The sequence below is a fragment of the Rhizobium sp. YJ-22 genome (assembly GCF_029601685.1).
GTDB lineage: Bacteria > Pseudomonadota > Alphaproteobacteria > Rhizobiales > Rhizobiaceae > Metarhizobium.
In genome coordinates, this window is sequence record NZ_JARRIR010000001.1 from 373,700 (window position 1) to 392,432 (window position 18,733).

The window sequence follows — 18,733 nt, forward strand, 5'->3', positions numbered from 1 at the left end:
TCAAGTCCATTCGGATTCTTCCGAAATATTTACCGTCCCGATTGGGCGTTTCCTTAAGTGCCCGCCTGTAAAACCTCTCTCGCAGGCCACGAAGGACACTGGACCTGACAAGACAAAGCAGAACAAGCAAGTAAACGGGGATGAAGCCATGACCGCATTGAAGCAACGCGCCCGCGCGCTCGAAGATAAATTCGCCCACGATCAGGATTTCATGTTCCGGGCGCGCGCCCGGCGCAACACGCTTCTCGGCCTCTGGGCCGCCGCCGTGCTGCATGACAAAGATCCGCAGGCCTATGCCCGCATGGTCGCCGCCGCCGATATCGACGATGCCGACGGCGCCTTTGCCCGCCTGCGCCGCGATTTCGATGCTGCCGGCATCGCCGTTCTCGATGACGAACTGCGCGGCCGCATGAGCAACATGCTGCGCGATGTCGCCAACGAAATGTACGATTACGCCTGAGAACCGGCATCTCGATGGCGCGCCGGACGGGCGCGCCATTTTTCGTTTGTTGTTTTAGCGTATTTCCGGGCGCAAAACCGCTGCACGCTTTTGCTGGAAATGCTTTAGAGATCGAACTGGTAGGTCTTCGGCACGAAGCGATAGCCGGTACCCATCTTCTCGACGAAACCGACCGCCGGGAACGGCATGTGATAGCCGAGGAAGGCGATCTTCTCGCCAGCGATCATGTCGAAGACGCGTTTGCGGGTGGCGGCGGCCTGGGCCTTGTCCATGTCGAAACGCACCTCCCAATCCGGCCGCTGCAGCGACAGGACGTAATGATTGGCGGTATCGCCGGTCATCACCAGATGCCGGCCGTCCGATTCGAGACGGAAGATCATGTGGCCCGGCGTATGCCCGACCGCCAGCATGGCGGTGATGCCCGGCAGGACGGTGGCGCCGTCACCGATGAAGGTGGTCTTTTCAGCAAGCGGAACGACATTCGACAGCACCATCTTGTGGTTGCCCTCGGCAGGCGTGCCTTCTCGGGCCTTGTCCTTCCAGAAATCATATTCGGCCTGGCCGGCGACATAGCGCGCCTTCGGAAAGGCCGGCTTGCCGTCCTCCATCAAGCCGCCGATATGGTCGCCATGCATATGGGTGAGCACGACGAGCGAAATATCCTCCGGCTTGTAGCCGGCTGCGGCCAACCCCTCCAGCAGCCGGCCGCCGCCTTGCGCCCGCGCGCCGGCTCCGAGCCCGGTGTCGAAAAGCACGATCTCCTTGCCGGTATCGACGACGACAGGCGAAAAGGTGTTGACGAAACGGTCCTCGGGCAGGAAATTTTCCTTCAGCAACGCGGCGACATCGCCCGGGGGCTGGTTGAGGCCATAGGTCTCCTGCGGCTTGTCGGAGGGGCGCGCGCCATCCTTGATCACGGTGACCTTGAAGCCGCCGAGCTTGAAACGGTTGATATCGGGCGGGAGGCTCATGGCCTTGTCTTTCTCGTCGGCGGCCGCGGCCGCGGGGTTCGTCAGAAGTCCGTTCGAGACGAAAGGCGCGGCCAACAGGCCGGCGCCCACGGTGCCGAACAGGGTGCGGCGCTTCATCGGCAACGACAGGGGCATGGACAATCCTCCGGGCAAATGCGCGACTGCGGGCATCAATGGCGAGGCCTTGACGAAACGCAAGATAGGGTCGCGACGACGGCCGTAAACCGGTTCACGCAGACGTGATCGCTCTCGATGGCGCCCGATTTGTCATCATACGTTTTAAGGATTACAGCGGGCGCATCGTACCGCCTGCCCGCGTCGAAACCGTTCCAAGCCGATGAATCGTATCGTTCCGCTGATCCTCGCCGTCGCCCTGTTCATGGAACAGATGGACTCGACGGTCATCTCCACCGCCTTGCCGGCCATCGCCGCCGATCTCGGCGTCGGGCCGATCACGCTCAAGCTGGCGCTGACCGCCTATATGGTGGCGCTCGCCATCTTCATTCCGATCAGCGGCTGGATGGCGGACCGCTTCGGCGCCAAGCGCGTCTTCCGCCTCGCCATCATCGTCTTCATGGTCGGCTCGGTGCTCTGCGCCATCTCCTCCAGCCTCGTCGGCTTCGTGCTGGCGCGCTTCCTGCAGGGCATGGGCGGGGCGATGATGACCCCGGTCGGCCGCCTCGTGCTTTTGCGCACCACCAAGCGCAGCGAATTGGTCAACGCCATGGCGCTGCTGACCATTCCGGCGCTGGTCGGGCCTCTGGCCGGGCCGCCGCTCGGCGGCTTCATCACCACCTTCTTCACCTGGCACTGGATCTTCCTGATCAACATTCCCGTCGGCGTGGCCGGGCTGTGGCTGACCGGCGTCTACCTGCCGGAGGTGCCCGCCACCTCGCCGCCGCCGCTCGATATCGGCGGCCTGATCCTGACGGCGCTGGCGGCGGCCGGCATCGTCTTCGGCCTGTCGGTCATCAGCCTGCCGGCGCTGCCGCCGGCGGTCGGCATCGTCTCGACGCTCACCGGCTTCGGCTGCGCCATCGCCTATGTGCTGCACTGGAAGCGGCATCCGGCGGCGATCGTCGATCTCGGCCTGTTCCGCAACGCGACCTTCCGGGTGGCGACGCTCGGCGGCTCGATCTTCCGCATCTCGATCGGCGCCATCCCGTTCCTGATGCCGCTGATGCTGCAGCTCGGTTTCGGCCTCAATCCCTTCGAATCCGGCACCATCACCTTCGCCGGGGCCATCGGGGCGATCACCACCAAATTCATCGCGCCGCGCGTTTTCGCCCGCCTCGGCTTTCGCACGACGCTGCTGTCGGCCGCCGGCATCACCTGTCTCGCCACGGCTGCCAACGGCTTCTTCACGCCGCAGACGCCGCATCTCGTCATCATCGTTTTCCTGCTCGTCGCCGGCTTCACCCGTTCTTTCTTCTTCACCGGCGTCAACGCGCTGTCCTACGCGGATATTCCCGACGACAAGGCGAGCCAGGCGACCTCGCTCGGCTCGGTGCTGCAGCAGATCAGCCTGGCGCTCGGCGTCGCCTTCGCCGCGCTGGTGCTGGACGCCGCGACCGTCTTCAACGGCACGACGCTGCAACTGGCCGATTTCCACATCGCCTTCTGGGTGATCGCCATCATGGCGCTGCTCGGCGCCGTTCCCTTCATCACCATGGACCGCCAGGCAGGCGCGGCCGTTTCCGGCCATCGCCGCGCCGCCGCCGAACCGGAAAAGGTGGTCGCCGAGTAAGTTTACTCAGGCCTCTCGCAGACGGCCGAGAGCTTGTTGCCATCGGGATCGCGGACATAGCAGGCATAGAAATGCGGGTGATAGGGGCGCAGGCCCGGCGCGCCCTCGTCCGTGCCGCCATGGGCAAGGCCGGCGCGATGGAAGGCATCGACCGCCGACCGGGTTTCGGCGACCAGCGCCACCATCGAGCCATTGCCGATGGTCGCGGGCCTGGTGTCATAGGGCTTCGTCACCCAGAGACGGCAGCGGTCGTCACCCTCAGCGGCATAGCCGAACTCGTTCTCGTCCGCCTCGCGGCAGGACAAGCCGAGTTCGGCCAGAACGGCATCGTAAAACGGCCGGGCGCGCGCCAGATCGTTGGTTCCCAGCGTGATATACAGCAGCATGGCGGTCTCCCCTCCCCTCGGCCGCGCCCCGGCAGCCGGTCTATTCTTCCACGGCCTGTTCCGGCTCCTGCACCTCGGCATCCGGCGCCTGCGCATCGCGGCCTTTGAAACCCTTGGCGAGCAGGAACATCTCCACCGATTCCGCCCGCGACGAGGCCGGCTTGATGTGGATGACCTGGCGGAAATTCTTCTTCAGCATGTCGAGCAGTTCGCGCTCGATGCCGCCCTGGAAGGTCTTTGCAAGGAAGTGCCCGCCCTTGACCAGCACGTCGACGGCAAAATGGGCCGCGACCTCGCACAGATGCATGGTGCGGATATGGTCGGTCTTCTGGTGGCCGGTGGTGGGCGCTGCCATGTCGGAAAGCACGACATCCGGCGCGCCGCCGAGCGCTGCCATGACCGCATCCGGCGCTTCGTCCTCAAGGAAATCCATCTGAAGGAAGGTGACGCCCGGCAGCGGCGCGATTTCGAGAAAATCGATGCCGGCGACGCGCACGTCCTCGGCCGTCGAGCCGGTGACCTTGGCCGCGATCTGCGACCAGCTTCCGGGCGCGGCACCCAAATCGATGATCCGGCGCGCACCTTTGAGGATCTGGTGCTTCTCGTCGATCTCCAGCAGCTTGAAAGCAGCGCGGGCGCGATAGCCCTCGAGCTGGGCGCGCTGCACATAGGGATCGTTGATATGGCGTTCGAGCCACCGGCGCGACGACGCCTTCAGCTTGCCTTTCTTGACCTTCTGGCCAAGCTTGCGGCCGGTGCGGTTTCCGCCGATCGGGGGTTTGGTCATGGATGTCTCGAAGCTCCGTCACGCCGCATCTGCTGGCGGCGCTGGCGATTGCGGCGCCACACACCGTCATCGGCCATCATGTCGGTCAACAGGCCTTCCCTCAAGCCCCTGTCGGCAACGCGCATGCGCTTCGACGGCCAGCGGCGGCGGATGGCCTCCAGAATGGCGCAACCGGCCAGCACCAGATCGGCGCGATCCGGTCCGATGCAGGGATTGGCGGCGCGACCGGCGAAATCCCAGGATAGGAGCCGCGCCTGCATCTCGCTGACCTCGGCATTGCTGAGCCACAGCCCGTCCACCCGGCGGCGATCGTAACGCGGCAGGTCGAGATGGACGCCGGCCAGCGTCGTCACCGTGCCGGAGGTGCCGATCAGGTAGAAATCGTCGGTCACCGCGACGCTGTCGAGCGAGGGGCAATCGAAGCGGGCGAGCATGCCCTCGACTTCAGAAACCATCGCCTCGAAGATATCCGGCGACACGTCGCGGCCGCCATGGCGCTCCGACAGGGTTACCACGCCGACCGGCAGCGAGGTCCAGTGGGTGATGTGGTTGGCCAGCCGCGGCGAGCGGTTGTCGCCGATGCGCAGCACGGCGATCTCAGAAGAGCCGCCGCCGATATCGAACAGCACCACCGAGCGGGCATCGCGCCCGACCAGCGACGAGCAGCCGGACACGGCAAGCCGCGCTTCGGTCTCGCGATTGATGATTTCCAGGTTCAGCCCGGTTTGCGTCGTCACCCGGCTCAGAAATTCCTCGCCGTTTTCGGCGGCGCGGCAGGCCTCGGTGGCGATCAGGCGCATGCGCCGGATCTGGCGGGACTTCAGCTTGACGGCGCAGACGCGCAGCGCCTCGACCGCGCGCTCCATCGCCGCATCCGAAAGCCGGCCGCTGGCGCCCAGCCCCTCCCCCAGCCGCACGATGCGCGAAAAGGCATCGACGACCCGGAACTGGCCGGGCCGCGTCGGCTGGGCGATCAGCAGGCGGCAATTGTTGGTGCCGAGATCGAGCGCGGCATAGAGATCATCGGACACCGGCTCGCCGTCGCGGTGATGGACGCGGGCCTCCTGGGCGTCGCGATCCGGCCGCTGCGGCCCATCCGGCCGGCCGGATTTCGGGCGCACGGAAGCCGGCGTTGGCGGCGCCGGCATATGCACGGGAGCCAGCGGGCGCGCATGCTGCGCCTTCTTGCCGCCACGCGCGCGCCGTTTGTGGCGGCGCTCGCCTTCCGGCTTCGGCGGCTCGGAGGCTTTCGGCTCGACCGATCGGGATTGAACTTGCGCAGCCTGTCCGGGCTCGCCACTCTTGGAGCGGCGGCGGCGCTTGCGCTTGCGGACCGGCTCTGCCGGCTCCGCGCCTGTCGGGCGTGCTGCCGCCTCGGCTGCGCCGAGAGGGCTCGCTTTGGCAACAGCAGATGCGTCACGGGGAGCCCCGTGGCGTTTCTTCTTGCCGCGCCGGGAGCTCTTGCTGCCCTTGCGGCCTGTCGCCGACGCCCCGTTGTCCAGCGGCACCGGGCCGCGTTCGGGGTCTGTCACGTTTTTGATCCGGTCGCCGCGCAAGACCCTGACGGGGTATGCTGCTGGCGCGCTGTCCATGAGTTTCGTTGGCGCGATGATACCAGCAGGGGCGGGTTTCGACAATTTGTTTTTGCACTGCCCTCGCCGCAAAGGCGGCCGAAAGCGGATGACGGACCTGAATTTACGGGGAAAAACTTCGAAGACGGCGCGACTGCGCCGGATACGGTGGACGCTCAGCGATCGGCGGTCGTCAGGACCTGGGCAAGCGAGATGAGCTTTTCGCGGTCGCGAACGCCCTTCTGCAGCGAATGAACCAGGATCACCGCAAGAGCTTCGCCATCAGGGCTGTCCTTGCGGATGCCATGTTCGGCACAAGCGGCGTCGAAAACATCGCGAAGCAGGGAGAGCTGATCCCCGCTGATCGGCGTTCGAACGGTCTGCATGGGCATGATCCACCTCCAGGAAACACGCAACCGGCAAGGAGCCCCAAGCCCTCGGAAGCGCCATGTTCGACGCCCCGCAGCCTGCCCGGTCCTCTCCCAAGCCGCGATAACGATCCGGCTATGTTCGGAATGGACAGGGGAATTTATGGCAAATTTATCGGCAAGCGTCAAATTTCTGTCGAAGAAAGCCCGCGCATCCAAAAACCCATCCTTTTGAACCGCAGCGCAGGTTCCAAAGGGAGTATGGCCTGCCACAGGCGAGCGGCTTCCGGTATCAAACGCGTGAGAGCCGCCCCGTGATTCCAGGCGAATCACGGGGCGGCTCGATGCTGCTTCCGCTATCAATTGAGGACACGGACCACCGTATAGGTTTCCGGGTCGACGATGACACGCTGCTCGTTGACAACGGTGTATGCATAGCGCGGGTCTTCCGGCACCGGCGTCAGAACGACTTCGTGCGAGATCGCCTTCCCGACCACGACGGGCTGCTCGACGACGACGGAGCTGCTCATCGGCTGCTGCTCGACATAGGTCACGACCCGGTCCGGCGGCGGATCGAGCGCTGTGCCGACGATGGCGCCGGCGACGCCGCCGACAGCGGCCCCCACCGGTCCGCCGACGATGGCGCCGGTGACCGCGCCGCCGGCCGCACCGGTGGCAGCGCCGTCATCCGCATAGGCGCCGCCCGCAAAACCAAGGGCCGCCACCGCCGCCCCGACAATCATGATGTTACGCATGTTCGATCTCCTCGTTTGATCTACTCATGTTCACGCAGAGGCAAACGTCCGCCGGCAAAAAGGGTTCCCAGCCGTGGCGCACCTGTCGTCTGGCGAGAATTTTGCAAGGAAGGCATCACAGCGCTAAACTGCCCGCGCTTGAGAAGGAGAAACAGGGCATGGATCGTTTTACCGGCGGCTGCCTGTGCGGCAATATCCGCTTTGTGGCTGCGGGGCGCCCCTACCGGGTGGGTCTGTGCCATTGTCTGGATTGCCGCAAGCATCACGGCGCACTATTCCACGCTTCGGCGATCTTTCCCGAGGAGGCGGTGACGGTATCGGGCGAAACCCGCGATTATGCCGGCCGCTTCTTCTGCCCCCGCTGCGGCTCGTCGGTCTTCTCCCGCAGCGCCGACGAAATCGAGGTCAGCCTCGGCTCCCTCGACGCCCCCGCCCAGTTCACCCCTACCTACGAACTCTGGACCACCCGCCGCGAATCCTGGCTACCGCCCTTTCCGCTCAGCAAGCGCTACCACCACGATCGCGAGAACAGCGACCGTTCGGAAGACTGAGGACATGCGAAATTTCACGAGGAAAGTAACGTTTTCGAACAGTTGAAAACTCAAGGAAAATTTGGCTGGGGAACCTGGACGTCCAGCCCGGTAGTCTGCAACCCTATGAAGATGTTGACTTTCAATAGGTTGAGAGGATACGAGAGGTACGCAGTAGAGGTACGCAGCGAGGTACGAACAGGGTGGCACGGCACGACAGGAGGTACTTGGAGCCGATGAACGGTGGAGGATGGAGGGTTGTGGTCGATGTCCCTCGTAACCTCCGAAAACAAGTCGGCAAGACCAAGCTCAAGCAGGCGTTGGGCACCGATAGCCTCGCGACCGCTAACGTGCTGAAACATGCGGTCGTGGCGAGGCTCAAGGCCGAACTTGAGGCGTATAGCAAGGACGCCCCATCTGACCCCCTGATGCGTGAGGCAATGGCCCTGCGTGCTGCCCTGGAGGCCGCTGGGCGCGGTGCTGGGGCGCTTGATGAGGTTAACATCGATGCTATCGCAGACGCGGTGAAGAGGCGGGCAGAGGAAATCCAAGGCCGTCCCATAGGAGGTGATGAAGGCGAAGAGGAGTACGAGCCTAACCGTGAAGCAAGGGCGCAGGCCTTCGCCGATGTCGCTCTGGGAAATGTAACTCCCTTGGACCTTCCCGTACCCACGTTCCTTTTGGAGAAGAAGAAATGGGGTCCGCGCACCGTGGCTGACTTCGAGCGTGTGCTTGGCTACCTTAAGGCGTGGCTTCGAGAGAACCAGTACCAAGGCTCCATCGAAGTTGTAACCAGAAGGGTGGCTGGCGATTTTGTCAGCTCCCGCCTCATCGGCGGCGACTTGGCGAGCAAGACCATCAACAAGTACGTGACCGGCCTTTCCGGCTATTGGAAATGGCTCATGACCAAAGGCTATGTCGAAACGAACGTCTGGACGCAGCAACGAGCGGAGAAGGAGCGTCCTGAGGAAGGTAACGACATGCGGAGCTTCGATGACGAGGAGCTGGAAAGGCTCTTCTCCGGCAAGCCCAAAAGGGGGTTCGTCTACGATGCCATGGTTATAGCGGCGCTGACTGGGGCGCGGATGGGCGTTATCGTTGATCTGACGGTTGCCGACTGCCAGGGCGACCAAATCCGGTTTCGAGCTGGGAAGCATGAGAAGCATTCAAGGCTCGTTCCAATGCATCCTGACCTTCGTGGTGTGATCGCGAGCAGGGTTAAGGGCAAGGGGTTGAGCGACGATCTGTTTCCCGAGATGCCGAGGCTCGCCCCCGGCGATGATCCACGGAAGGAGCGCGGGCAGCGACTGACCAAATCCTTCGGCACATTCCGCAACTCGGTCGGCGTGGATGACCCAAGACCCAGCGATGGTAAGTCCCGCGTCAATTTCCATTCCTTCCGTCGATGGTTCATTTCCAGGGCCAGTAGCGCGATCAACGAAGGCGCGGTCGGGTTCTCGCCTTGGACAATCGCAGAGGTCGTGGCGCATTCGAAGGGCGACATGCCGCTGGACATGACCATGGGCCACTACAAGGCACCGGATGCGATGAAGGCGCGGCGGGCCTGCGTGGAAGCCGTCCAACTGTCTGCAAAGGCCAGGGCGGCGTTGTTGGAGCGTTATCCGTCACCGCAAACACCCTGAGGTGATGAAAAAAACAGACACCCCCACGCAAGGGCTCAAGCCTCAACGCTCGGTGTCTGTCGCTTCGCCAGCCGGGAGAGGGTGGACCGCGAGCAGCCCGTGGCTTGAATGATAGTGTTCCAACTCTGACCTGAACTGAGCATAGAAACGATGGCTGCGTTCCGCTTGGTGTCCTCCGGGCGGCCAGCATAGGTGCCCTTCGCCTTTGCCTTCTCAATGCCCTGAGCCTGCCTCCTGCGACGGTCCTCGTAGTCCTTGCGGGCAATAGCAGCCAGCATGTCCAAGAGCATGCCATTGATCGCGTCCGCCATACGCGCAGTGAAGTCATCTGAATTGGCCGTGGCGAGTTGCCAGGAGGTCGGCAGGTCGAGTGCGACCACCTTAACCTGCCTCTGCCTGATCTCGTTGCGAAGCCGCTCCCAGTCCGCTGAATTGAGGCGGCTCAGGCGATCTACCTGTTCCACCAGAAGCACGTCGCCAGGGCGGCTATCCGATAGGAGGCGGAAAAGCTCTGGGCGTTGGAGCGAAGCGCCGCTCTCGTTTTCCAGGTAAGTTGCCGCGATGATGAGGCCGCGCTCGTTGGCGAAGGTTTCAAGCTCGGTGCGAGCGCGAGATGCGTCTTGTTCCTTCGTGGAGGCACGGAGATATGCACGGGTGAACATGGCGAGGACCTTCGGTTCGATTTGGATGGTCTGTTATTGTTCGGTTCGATTTGGGTTGTCAATCGAAATTATCGAACTGCCATTTCAGTTGGTTCTCATGAGGCATACTTTCTCGAACTCCTCGTCACTCCTGCGTTATGCTAGACTGCCACCATGACCTTGAGCATCGCATACATATCCGGTTCGTTGTGCGTAGTGGCCACTGATCGCCGCATCTCGGGCGGCTATTCCGATGATGAGCACGGTAAAACCATCGCCCTCTTCGCGGGGGATGGCATAGCAGCGGTTAGCTTCGCTGGACTGGCGAGGGTATCTCATTTCGATACCCACGATTGGCTCGCAAGCTCCCTTGTGCACCGAGGCGGTACCGGCGGCAACCTTCGCCAAATCATTCAAGAGACCGCGAACGACTTAACGAAGAGGTTTGCAGGCAACCAGACGATCAAGTCCGTTGACCATCGGTTGTCCATCCTGTTTGCTGGATATGGGCTATCACCTACGGAATACCACCCCTTCTTCGCCTTGGTCTCCAACTTCCAGCATCCGGATGGAAGGGGTTTGACGCCGGAGTTCAGGGCATACCTTCACCAACTTTTACCTGGTGGAGCCCATCTCGCATCTGCGATTGGTGACTACAGCGCGATTGCGCCAAGTGTGTTTGCTGACCTCAAGGCTCGATGCAAGGGCAAGGGCGTAGATCAAGTTGAGCAGATTTTGGTTGGCGGTATACGAAACGCTGGGCTCAAGTCTGAAACGATAGGTCAGCAGATCATGACGCTTTCCCTCAATCCGTTTCAACGTGAAACCATACGTGGTCGATACCACTCGGCCGCTGCCAAACCAGAGCTGTTTATGCCTTCGATGGTATGGGCGCAACCAGATACCCGGATAGCCGTCACCCGGGCTAGCATCGTGCCAGAGGATGAAACGGACCACAGGTTCGTCTTTCCAGCGAAGGGGCGTAACGCTCGGTGCCTATGCGGAAGCGGCAAGAAATACAAACGCTGCCACGGAGCACCTTAAACACCATGGGGTGGCGGGGGTGTCGGAGAAGCTGCGTTATAGAATGTTGGCTCGAAGATTTTTCCCGAAAAAGGCCGGTGGGGCTGGGAACTGTACATGGGGAATTTCCCCAGCCCGTTTGCATCAGAAGTCTGCATCCGCTGGCAGGCTCATCCTCGAAGGTGCCACGTCGATGCCGGGAATGAGGCCGTCCCAGTCCTCGCTCGCCAGATTTGCCTTGAACGCCTCAACTAACCGCTCCATGCCTTCCACAAGGCCACTACGGTCGCCGCTACGTCCCTGATCGAATAGGTTCCGACCTTCCAGCAGCCAAGCGTCGATCTCGTGCTTGAGCATCACGATTGGACGTGGAGGTCCATCGCCTCCTTCCGTGGCCTTCTCAGGCTCGCCCATGCGGGTTGCCTCTGCCGGAAAGTCTGACCTCATCCAGGCTGCGATTGTTTTGTGATCGCGTCCCATCTCCTTGGCGATCTCCCGGTACGATTTGAACCCGTCCGAAGTTCTGTGACGGCCAGCTCGGACATAGGTTGCAAAGACCCTACGGCTTTCCTTGGATTTCAGTTGTAAACCGTGGGCGTTGTTGGCGATGGCCGCTTGGTAACGAGCTTCGTCAGGTGAGAGTTTGACGATCATCGCTTGCACGGCATCGACTGGTTTGCCGCCTCGGTGCCTTGCTTCCGCTGCAAGCAGTTCGAGGGTGGTGAAGCGGTGATGCCCATCGATTACGAAAAGGTGCTGATCATCGGTTCCGACGAACGCCAGGAGCAATGGAGGAACCTCGCTGCCTGCACGATATGCCGAGCGGATGCGATGTAGGTTGCCCTTGTCCAAGCGGTCACGAACTTGCATCGTCGGGTCGATTTGAATGTCTGAAAGCTCGACCTCGAACGGGCCAGTAGCTCGCCCGAATTCGACTTTGTCCATCCGTTTTCTGATGGTCTCGATCTTCATTCCATTTCCTTGCGGTTGTCGCATGCAGATGCGCTCCCCCGTGGTGGTCGGGAGAGTTGCTGCGGGGGTGGAGTGGTGGTTAGACGACGAGTAGTCGCGCTCTTCAGGGGTGGGTTAATCACTCCAGAGGACGCGGGTACTCCCTATGGTGGGCGGTAATCGACCGGCCGCGTAGCCGATCAGTGCGGGGGTAACGCGCCAGACGGCTCCGATAGTGGGCCGAAATCACCAATCGCAAATCAGTCGGGTGCCGGTAGGTCATGCTCAGTCGAGAGGAAAGTTGGCCCAGAGGTACGCATTGAGGTACGTCCAGAGGTACGCAGTGGGTCGAATAGCCCGTCCAACGTATTCAAATCATTTGATAATTTCTACTGAGAAGAAATTGGCTGGGGAACCTGGATTCGAACCAAGATCGACGGAGTCAGAGTCCGCTGTTCTACCATTGAACTATTCCCCAGCAGGGCCGAGGTGATTGGCTCGGCTGGTGGGGCGGCTTATAAACAAAAGGGGGGCGATTGCAAATAGTCTTTTTCAAAAAAATGCGAGAATTCCCCATTCTTGGCCGCCCTGTCTTCCATGCCGGCGGGACGTCTTTGAAAGAGCGGGAAAATCGCTCGCGACCGGGGCGGCGACGGGTCAGCGTTTGCCGGCTTTCCTCTCCCGACGTCATTTCGCTTCGGCGGCGGCGCTCGCCTCGACCTCCAGGAAACGGGTGCGGCCGAGATGGCCGGCACCGTCCTGGATATCGGCGGCAATCGCCTGGCGCAAAGCCTCGGTATCGCGGGCGCGGATTGCCGCGAGCGCTTCGGCATGGCGGTCGACGCGGTAGCTCTCGTGCAGGTTTTCGGTCGCCTCGCGCATGAACGGCCCCAGCCGCAGCCACAGCGTTTCGATCAGCGGCAGCAGCACCATCGCGGCATGCACCTCGTAAAGACAGCGATGGAAGGCGAAGTTGCGTTCGATGCCGAGTTCGATATTACCGGACTCGTAGGCGGCGTCGATCTCGGCATCGAGCTTTTCCAGCCGTGCCAGCCGAAGATAATCGATGTGCGGCATACAACGCTCGGCCGCCACCGTCTCCAGCGCGATGCGCGCGGCGATGACCTCGTCGAATTTCTCCGGATCCATGTCCGGCACCCGCACGCGGCGATTGTCGAGATGTTCGAGCGCGCCATCGGCCACCAGCCGGTGGATCGCCTCGCGCACCGGCATGGCGCTGACCGACAGACTTTGTGCGATGCCGTGGATGGTTACCGGTTGACCCCGCGGGAACCGACCTGACATGATGGCTTGCCGCAGATTGCGATAAACCCATTGCTTGACGGATTCGAATGTCTGCCTGTCATCGCAAGCCCACATCGCCTCGCTCCTTCCGGCAGCCGCCCCCCGGCCTGCCCGCCCCCAATGTTGCATCCTCTGCCAATAGCCTCGCGGGCGTGCTTGCCAGTCGTCCTGTGAAATGCCACGTTTCGATCAGCATGCCGATCGACCAAAAGCGCCCTTCCCAATTTGATCAAATTGTGTTTTGATATGATCAAATTCAGGCCAGTGTAGAGCGGCGCGATCATCTGTCAACAAAGATCGGTTCTCTTTGCACAACCGAACGGAGAAGGGCAGAAGTCCCTTCCCGCAACAACAGGGGGAATGAATGCACCAACAGCCTGCTGGGACCACCCGGGGCGGCGATATCGATATGCAGAACGTCGTCAAGGACTTCGGCCATTTCCGCGCCGTCGACAACGTCTCGCTCAAGATCGCTTCAAACGAATTCTTCACGCTGCTCGGTCCATCGGGCTGCGGAAAAACCACTCTTCTGCGGATGCTCGCAGGCTTCGAAATGCCCACGGGCGGCAAGATCCTTCTCGACAAGGCCGATATCTCGCTTCTGCCGCCGAACCGGCGCCCCATCAACACCGTCTTCCAGAACTACGCGCTCTTCCCGCACATGACGGTGGCCGAAAACATCGGCTTCGGCCTCAAGATGCTCGGCCGCCCCAAGGCCGAGATCGAGAAGGTCACGCAGGACATGCTGCGCCTCGTCCAGCTCGAAGCACGCGGAAAACACCTGGTTACCCAGCTTTCCGGCGGCCAGCAGCAGCGCGTGGCGCTCGCCCGGGCGCTGGCGCCGCAGCCGAAGGTGCTGCTGCTCGACGAGCCGCTCTCGGCCCTCGACCTCAAGCTGCGCAAGTCGATGCAGATCGAGCTCAAGCGCCTGCAGATGGAAACCGGCATCACCTTCGTCTTCGTCACCCATGACCAGGAAGAAGCCTTGACCATGTCGGATCGCATCGCGGTCATGTCGGAGGGCAAAGTGCGCCAGGTCGGCGCCCCCGACGCGATCTACGATCGCCCGGCCGACCGCTTCGTCGCCGATTTCATCGGCGAGACCAATTTCCTCGCCGCCGACGTCGTCTCGGTCAACGGCAACGTCGCCCGCGTGCGCCTCGCCTCCGGCAAGGAGATCGCCGCCCGCTTCGCCGAGGGCACCCAGCCTTCCGGCAAGGTCACCGTCGTCATCCGCCCCGAGCATGCGCGCGCCGCCGCCGTTTCGGCCGAGGCCGACCTCAAGGGCACCATCCAGACCATCGTCTACCTCGGCACCGACACGCATATCCATGCCGTCCTGGAAGACGGCACGCATTTCACCGTGCGCCAGCAGAATTCCCGCAGCGGCCCTTGCGGCTTTTCGACCGGCGAGCAGATCGGCATCCACATGAGCGACGACGTCGCCCAGATCTTGAGGGATTGAGATGACGATCAGCGCCGCAGAAGCAAGCGAGCAGGTGCGAAGGAAGGATATCCGGGACCGGTGGCTGCTCAGCGCCCCCGCCCTGATCCTCATCGCCGTGGCCGGTGTCGGCCCGCTTCTCATCGTGGTTCTCTATTCCTTCCTGGCGCCAGGCAATTACGGCGACGTGAAGTGGCAGTTCTCCACCGACGCCTGGTTCAGCGTCCTGTTCACCCGCGATATTTTCGACGACACGCTGTCGATCGCGGATGCGCATCTTTCGATCTTCTGGCGCAGCATCAAGCTTGCCATCGCCACCACCGGCCTGTGCGTCGCCTTTGGTTTCCCGACGGCCTACTTCATCGCCACGCGGCCCTCGCATAACCGGCAGATCTGGCTGTTCCTGATCACCATCCCGTTCTGGACCAACATGCTGATCCGCGCTTTCGCGATCCAGGAAGTGATCCGCAACGAAGGCATCGTCAACACGTTGCTGATGAAGCTCGGGCTCATCGCCGCGCCGATCCCGATGATGTTTTCGGATTTCGCCATCCTGCTCGGCATGACCTATGTCTTCCTGCCGCTGATGGTGCTTCCGCTCTATGCCAGCATCGAGAAGCTGGATTTCCGGCTGATCGAGGCGGCCTATGATCTCTATGCCAGCCGGTGGAACGTGCTGTTCCGGGTCATCGTGCCGTTGGTCAAGCCTGGCCTGATCGCCGGCGCCATCCTGGTCTTCATTCCCGCCCTGTCGTCCTATGTCATTCCGCGCGTCCTCGGCGGCGGCAAGAACCTGATGATCGGCAACCTGATCGAGCTGCAGTTCGGCCAGGGCCGCAACTGGCCGCTCGGCGCGTCGTTGTCGGTGACCCTCGTCATCATCGTGTTGGTCGCCATGCTGTATTACGTCAAGAACGCCAGCAAGTCGGGAGGCGCCCATGGCTAAGCCGTTTTCGGTCCGGCGCGTTCCGGGCTTTTCCACCATCGCGATGATCTGCTTCATCGGCTTGTACCTGCCGATCGTCACGCTGGTCATTTATGCCTTCAACGCCGGCACCTCGATCGCCATCTGGGAAGGCTTTTCGTTGCGCTGGTTCCAGAGCGCCTGGAACAATGCGCAGGTGATCGATGCCTCGATCCGCTCGTTGCAGATCGCCGTCACCGCCTCGGTGGTCGCCACCGTCGTCGCCACCATGGCGGCGATCGCCACGACCCGTACCGTGCAGTATCGCGGCCTGACCTTCAAATATGCGTTCATCAACCTGCCGCTGCTGGTGCCGGAAATCGTCACCGCCGTCGCGCTTCTGATCTTCTTCTCGCGCGTCAAGGTGTGGACCGGCTATTCCGGCCTCGGTTATCTGATCGCGGCCCATGCCGCCTTCTGCGTGCCCTTCGCCTACCTGCCGATCCGGGCGCGACTGGAAAGCATGGATCTGACGCTGGAGCGGGCCGCGGCCGATCTCTACGCAACGCCGTTCCAGGCCTTCCGCTATGTCACACTGCCGCTTTTGTGGCCGGGCGTGCTGGCCGGCTTCATGCTCGGCTTCGTCATCTCGCTCGATGACGTGGTCATCACAGAATTCGTGAAATCGGGCGGTCAGGACACGCTGCCGACCTACATGCTCGGCCAGCTGCGCCGTGTCGTGACCCCGGAAATGAATGCGATCTCGACGGTGTTCCTGCTGCTGTCCTTCGCGATCGTGACTATCTTCTTCTTCCTCAGCAGGACCGAAAAGACATCATAACCGGAGAACAGCCAATGCAGAAGAAACTGGGATTTGCCGCGCTTGCGCTTACCCTTCTCGGCTCCGCCGCCGTGGCGCATGCCGATGGCGAACTGAACATCTACAACTGGGGCAATTACACCAGCCCGGACCTGATCAAGAAGTTCGGCGACAAGTTCAAGGTCAAGGTGACCGTCACCGACTACGATTCCAACGACACGGCGCTCGCCAAGATCCGCCAGGGTGGCCATGGCTTCGATATCGTCGTGCCCTCCGCCAGCGTCATGCCGATCTGGATCTCGGAAGGCCTGCTCCTGGAATCGCGCCCCGACCAGATGGAAAACTTCAAGAATATCGATCCGCAGTGGGTCGACGTACCCTTCGACCCGGGCCGCCACTATTCTGTTCCGTGGCAGTGGGGCACGACCGGCGTAACCGTCAACCGCTCCGCCTACAAGGGTGACATCAACACCTCGGCCATCTTCCTCGATCCGCCGGCCGAACTCGTCGGCAAGGTCAACGTCGTGCCGGAAATGTCCGACGTCATGCATATGGCGGTCACCTATGCCGGCGGCCAGCCCTGCACCGGCGACAAGGAAGTGCTGAAGAAGGTTCGCGACACCCTGATGGCCGCCAAGCCGAAATGGGCTTCCATGGCCTACGGCAATGTCGAGCAATATGCCAAGGCCGACCTGATGGCCGGCGTCAACTGGAACGGCGCCTCCTTCCGCGCCCGCCTGCAGAACAAGGACGTCGCCTACGGTTATCCGAAGGAAGGCTACCCGGTCTGGATGGACAACGCCTCCATCCTCGCCGATGCCAAGAACGTCGACAATGCCAAGCTGTTCCTGAACTTCATCATGGAGCCGGAAAATGCCGGTCTGATTTCCACTTTCGCGCGCTACGCCAACGGCATCAAGGGCTCGGAAGCCTTCATGCCGGCCGATATGAAGGATGCGCCGGAAATCGTCATCCCGGAAGAACTGAAGGCCGCCGGCAAGTTCAACCTCGCCTGCCCGCCGGAAGTCCAGGCGATCTACACCAAGATCTGGACCGAACTGCAGAAGTAAGGGTAGCCTTCCAGAGCTATTGTGGCCGGAAGCCTTGTCTTCCGGCCCATCGTCCACGACGCGCCGGGCCCGATCCGCGAGCCCGGAAAGAGAATTGCGTCGTCAAGAACAGGCGTCGGATATCCGCTTCCCTGACGGACCCGGAGCGCCCGAGGAGGAAAACATGATCCGCAGTTTCGTCGAGACGCACGGTTTTTCGCGCGCCGATGTGACGCTCTCCAACTGGCGCACCGCGCCTTACAATGTCTGGGCTTTCCAGAATGTGCGCGACCTCGTGCCGACCGCCGAGATTTCCTGCGCCCGCGTCGAGCCGGAAGCGCCGCTCGCCAGCCCGGATTTCCTGTCGACGCGCATCAGCACCGGGATCGACGGTGCCGAGACCGTCGAGGATTTCCTGCGCCATGCCCATACGGATGGTTTCGTTGCGCTGCGCAAGGGCAAGGTCGTCGCCGAATATTATGCGCCGCATGCAAACGTCAACGCCCCTCACCTCGTCTTCTCGATCAGCAAGTCGCTGACGGCGATGCTGTCGGGCATTCTGGAGGCGCAAGGCCTTCTCGATCCCGATATGCCCGTCACCCATTACGTGCCGCAGGCCGTCGGCAGCGCCTATGGCGACGCGACTTACCGCGACGTGCTCGACATGCGCGTCAGCCTCGATTTCGAGGAATCCTATCTCGATCCGCAGAGCGCATTCGCCCGCTATCGCCGCGCCATGCTGTGGAACCCGCCAATCGAGGGAACGCCGGTCGAAACGCTGCCGGCCTTCCTGATGACGCTGCAAAAGGCCGACCGACCGCATGGTGGGCCGTTCAACTATCTCTCGCCGAATTCGGATCTGCTCGGCCATATCATCGAGACCGTGACCGGCGCGCGTTATGCCGATCTGTTGTCCGATCTTCTCTGGAAGCCGATGGGCGCCCGGAACCACGGCTCGATCACCGTCGACGCCATCGGCTCGCCGCGCACGGCCGGCGGCATCAGCGTCACCGCCCGCGATCTGGCGCGCGTCGGCGAACTCCTGCGCAATGACGGCGCGGTCGAAGGCCGGCAGGTCTTGCCCGCGGCGTGGGTCGCCGACATGCGCGAAAACGGCGATCGCCAGGCCTGGCAGGAAGGGCGCAATGTCGACCTGCCGAACGGGCGCTATCGCAGCCAGTGGTATCAGTCGGGCGATGCCGACGGCGCATTTGCCGCGATCGGCATCCACGGCCAGTGGCTGTGGGTCGATCCCTCCACGCAGACCGTCCTCGTCAAGCTCTCCTCGCAGCCCGATCCGCTCGGCGACGAGGAAGGACAGGACGTCTTCGCCTTCTTCCGCACGATCTGCGGCATGTCATTCTAACAAACGGGGAAC

19 protein-coding genes and 1 tRNA gene are annotated in these 18,733 nt (G+C 62.3%); 10 read left to right on the forward strand and 10 right to left on the reverse strand.

Translation table 11 applies throughout. The features are described from left to right. Positions 1-148 precede the first annotated feature (148 nt). A complete protein-coding gene (locus P7F60_RS01790; RefSeq protein WP_277915986.1) occupies positions 149-460 on the forward strand; it encodes an ATPase inhibitor subunit zeta in 312 nt (103 codons plus the stop codon). A 104-nt stretch (positions 461-564) separates the two neighbouring features. Here the strand turns inward: P7F60_RS01790 and P7F60_RS01795 are convergent, their stop codons facing one another. Next, the gene (locus P7F60_RS01795) at positions 565-1,566 is read right to left on the reverse strand and encodes an MBL fold metallo-hydrolase (RefSeq protein WP_277915987.1); all 1,002 of its coding nucleotides are present in this window, start codon (positions 1,564-1,566) and stop codon (positions 565-567) included. Positions 1,567-1,768: 202 nt separating this feature from the next. On the opposite strand from P7F60_RS01795, the gene P7F60_RS01800 reads away from it, so the two are divergent. Then, positions 1,769-3,178 carry a DHA2 family efflux MFS transporter permease subunit gene (locus tag P7F60_RS01800; protein ID WP_277915988.1) on the forward strand — a complete coding sequence of 470 codons (1,410 nt, stop codon included), beginning with the start codon at positions 1,769-1,771 and terminating at the stop codon, positions 3,176-3,178. A 2-nt stretch (positions 3,179-3,180) separates the two neighbouring features. Here P7F60_RS01800 and P7F60_RS01805 read toward each other — a convergent pair whose 3' ends face one another. The 5 genes from P7F60_RS01805 to P7F60_RS01825 form a co-directional block, all read right to left on the reverse strand. Continuing rightward, positions 3,181-3,564, reverse strand: coding sequence for a VOC family protein (locus P7F60_RS01805; RefSeq protein ID WP_277915989.1), 384 nt, complete (start codon positions 3,562-3,564; stop codon positions 3,181-3,183). Between the two features lie 40 nt (positions 3,565-3,604). Next, the gene (locus P7F60_RS01810) at positions 3,605-4,351 is read right to left on the reverse strand and encodes an RlmE family RNA methyltransferase (RefSeq protein WP_277915990.1); all 747 of its coding nucleotides are present in this window, start codon (positions 4,349-4,351) and stop codon (positions 3,605-3,607) included. Further along, complete coding sequence (locus P7F60_RS01815) at positions 4,348-5,943, reverse strand: exopolyphosphatase (protein WP_277915991.1); 1,596 nt, start codon at positions 5,941-5,943, stop codon at positions 4,348-4,350. The genes P7F60_RS01810 and P7F60_RS01815 overlap by 4 nt, the downstream gene beginning before the upstream one ends. Before the next feature lie 155 nt (positions 5,944-6,098). Further along, positions 6,099-6,314 (reverse strand): hypothetical protein, encoded by a 216-nt coding sequence (locus P7F60_RS01820; protein WP_277915992.1) that lies wholly within the window; start codon positions 6,312-6,314, stop codon positions 6,099-6,101. 335 nt (positions 6,315-6,649) lie between these two features. Continuing rightward, positions 6,650-7,045: a DUF1236 domain-containing protein gene (locus tag P7F60_RS01825; protein WP_166096835.1), complete on the reverse strand. Its 396-nt coding sequence runs from the start codon at positions 7,043-7,045 to the stop codon at positions 6,650-6,652. 158 nt (positions 7,046-7,203) lie between these two features. Here P7F60_RS01825 and P7F60_RS01830 point away from each other — a divergent pair, with 158 nt between their 5' ends. Both P7F60_RS01830 and P7F60_RS01835 read left to right on the forward strand, forming a co-directional pair. Beyond that, complete coding sequence (locus P7F60_RS01830) at positions 7,204-7,596, forward strand: GFA family protein (RefSeq protein WP_166096843.1); 393 nt, start codon at positions 7,204-7,206, stop codon at positions 7,594-7,596. A 182-nt stretch (positions 7,597-7,778) separates the two neighbouring features. Then, on the forward strand, positions 7,779-9,218 hold the full coding sequence (locus P7F60_RS01835; protein WP_277915993.1) for a DUF6538 domain-containing protein: 1,440 nt from the start codon (positions 7,779-7,781) through the stop codon (positions 9,216-9,218). Between the two features lie 35 nt (positions 9,219-9,253). On the opposite strand, the gene P7F60_RS01840 is transcribed toward P7F60_RS01835, so the two are convergent. After that, on the reverse strand, positions 9,254-9,880 hold the full coding sequence (locus P7F60_RS01840) for a recombinase family protein (protein WP_166096838.1): 627 nt from the start codon (positions 9,878-9,880) through the stop codon (positions 9,254-9,256). Between the two features lie 153 nt (positions 9,881-10,033). On the opposite strand from P7F60_RS01840, the gene P7F60_RS01845 reads away from it, so the two are divergent. Further along, positions 10,034-10,903, forward strand: a complete 870-nt coding sequence (locus P7F60_RS01845; protein WP_166096839.1) for an SEC-C domain-containing protein — start codon at positions 10,034-10,036, stop codon at positions 10,901-10,903. Between the two features lie 123 nt (positions 10,904-11,026). On the opposite strand, the gene P7F60_RS01850 is transcribed toward P7F60_RS01845, so the two are convergent. The 3 genes from P7F60_RS01850 to P7F60_RS01860 all read right to left on the reverse strand — a co-directional run bounded on the left by P7F60_RS01850 (position 11,027) and on the right by P7F60_RS01860 (position 13,267). Beyond that, complete coding sequence (locus tag P7F60_RS01850; RefSeq protein ID WP_277915994.1) at positions 11,027-11,854, reverse strand: hypothetical protein; 828 nt, start codon at positions 11,852-11,854, stop codon at positions 11,027-11,029. A 383-nt stretch (positions 11,855-12,237) separates the two neighbouring features. Continuing rightward, a tRNA-Gln gene (locus P7F60_RS01855) sits at positions 12,238-12,311 on the reverse strand. Positions 12,312-12,520: 209 nt separating this feature from the next. After that, on the reverse strand, positions 12,521-13,267 hold the full coding sequence (locus P7F60_RS01860; protein ID WP_347276851.1) for a GntR family transcriptional regulator: 747 nt from the start codon (positions 13,265-13,267) through the stop codon (positions 12,521-12,523). Between the two features lie 280 nt (positions 13,268-13,547). Between P7F60_RS01860 and P7F60_RS01865 the strand changes: the two genes are divergently transcribed. From P7F60_RS01865 to P7F60_RS01885, 5 genes are all read left to right on the forward strand, one after another. Further along, positions 13,548-14,603, forward strand: a complete 1,056-nt coding sequence (locus tag P7F60_RS01865; protein ID WP_277916494.1) for an ABC transporter ATP-binding protein — start codon at positions 13,548-13,550, stop codon at positions 14,601-14,603. A gap of 1 nt (position 14,604) precedes the next feature. After that, positions 14,605-15,528 (forward strand): ABC transporter permease, encoded by a 924-nt coding sequence (locus tag P7F60_RS01870; protein ID WP_277915995.1) that lies wholly within the window; start codon positions 14,605-14,607, stop codon positions 15,526-15,528. Continuing rightward, on the forward strand, positions 15,521-16,327 hold the full coding sequence (locus P7F60_RS01875) for an ABC transporter permease (protein WP_277915996.1): 807 nt from the start codon (positions 15,521-15,523) through the stop codon (positions 16,325-16,327). The genes P7F60_RS01870 and P7F60_RS01875 overlap by 8 nt, the downstream gene beginning before the upstream one ends. A gap of 14 nt (positions 16,328-16,341) precedes the next feature. Then, on the forward strand, positions 16,342-17,376 hold the full coding sequence (locus tag P7F60_RS01880) for an extracellular solute-binding protein (RefSeq protein WP_277915997.1): 1,035 nt from the start codon (positions 16,342-16,344) through the stop codon (positions 17,374-17,376). Positions 17,377-17,539: 163 nt separating this feature from the next. Further along, positions 17,540-18,721, forward strand: a complete 1,182-nt coding sequence (locus P7F60_RS01885) for a serine hydrolase (RefSeq protein WP_277915998.1) — start codon at positions 17,540-17,542, stop codon at positions 18,719-18,721. Positions 18,722-18,733 lie beyond the last annotated feature (12 nt).

Coding starts and splice junctions, on each gene's coding strand:
- P7F60_RS01790 (WP_277915986.1), top strand. CDS start 149: ATGACCGCATTGAAGCAACGCGCCCGCGCGCTCGAAGATAAATTCGCC.
- P7F60_RS01795 (WP_277915987.1), bottom strand. CDS start 1,566: ATGCCCCTGTCGTTGCCGATGAAGCGCCGCACCCTGTTCGGCACCGTG.
- P7F60_RS01800 (WP_277915988.1), top strand. CDS start 1,769: ATGAATCGTATCGTTCCGCTGATCCTCGCCGTCGCCCTGTTCATGGAA.
- P7F60_RS01805 (WP_277915989.1), bottom strand. CDS start 3,564: ATGCTGCTGTATATCACGCTGGGAACCAACGATCTGGCGCGCGCCCGG.
- P7F60_RS01810 (WP_277915990.1), bottom strand. CDS start 4,351: ATGACCAAACCCCCGATCGGCGGAAACCGCACCGGCCGCAAGCTTGGC.
- P7F60_RS01815 (WP_277915991.1), bottom strand. CDS start 5,943: ATGGACAGCGCGCCAGCAGCATACCCCGTCAGGGTCTTGCGCGGCGAC.
- P7F60_RS01820 (WP_277915992.1), bottom strand. CDS start 6,314: ATGCCCATGCAGACCGTTCGAACGCCGATCAGCGGGGATCAGCTCTCC.
- P7F60_RS01825 (WP_166096835.1), bottom strand. CDS start 7,045: ATGCGTAACATCATGATTGTCGGGGCGGCGGTGGCGGCCCTTGGTTTT.
- P7F60_RS01830 (WP_166096843.1), top strand. CDS start 7,204: ATGGATCGTTTTACCGGCGGCTGCCTGTGCGGCAATATCCGCTTTGTG.
- P7F60_RS01840 (WP_166096838.1), bottom strand. CDS start 9,880: ATGTTCACCCGTGCATATCTCCGTGCCTCCACGAAGGAACAAGACGCA.
- P7F60_RS01845 (WP_166096839.1), top strand. CDS start 10,034: ATGACCTTGAGCATCGCATACATATCCGGTTCGTTGTGCGTAGTGGCC.
- P7F60_RS01850 (WP_277915994.1), bottom strand. CDS start 11,854: ATGAAGATCGAGACCATCAGAAAACGGATGGACAAAGTCGAATTCGGG.
- P7F60_RS01860 (WP_347276851.1), bottom strand. CDS start 13,267: ATGCAACATTGGGGGCGGGCAGGCCGGGGGGCGGCTGCCGGAAGGAGC.
- P7F60_RS01865 (WP_277916494.1), top strand. CDS start 13,548: ATGCAGAACGTCGTCAAGGACTTCGGCCATTTCCGCGCCGTCGACAAC.
- P7F60_RS01870 (WP_277915995.1), top strand. CDS start 14,605: ATGACGATCAGCGCCGCAGAAGCAAGCGAGCAGGTGCGAAGGAAGGAT.
- P7F60_RS01875 (WP_277915996.1), top strand. CDS start 15,521: ATGGCTAAGCCGTTTTCGGTCCGGCGCGTTCCGGGCTTTTCCACCATC.
- P7F60_RS01880 (WP_277915997.1), top strand. CDS start 16,342: ATGCAGAAGAAACTGGGATTTGCCGCGCTTGCGCTTACCCTTCTCGGC.
- P7F60_RS01885 (WP_277915998.1), top strand. CDS start 17,540: ATGATCCGCAGTTTCGTCGAGACGCACGGTTTTTCGCGCGCCGATGTG.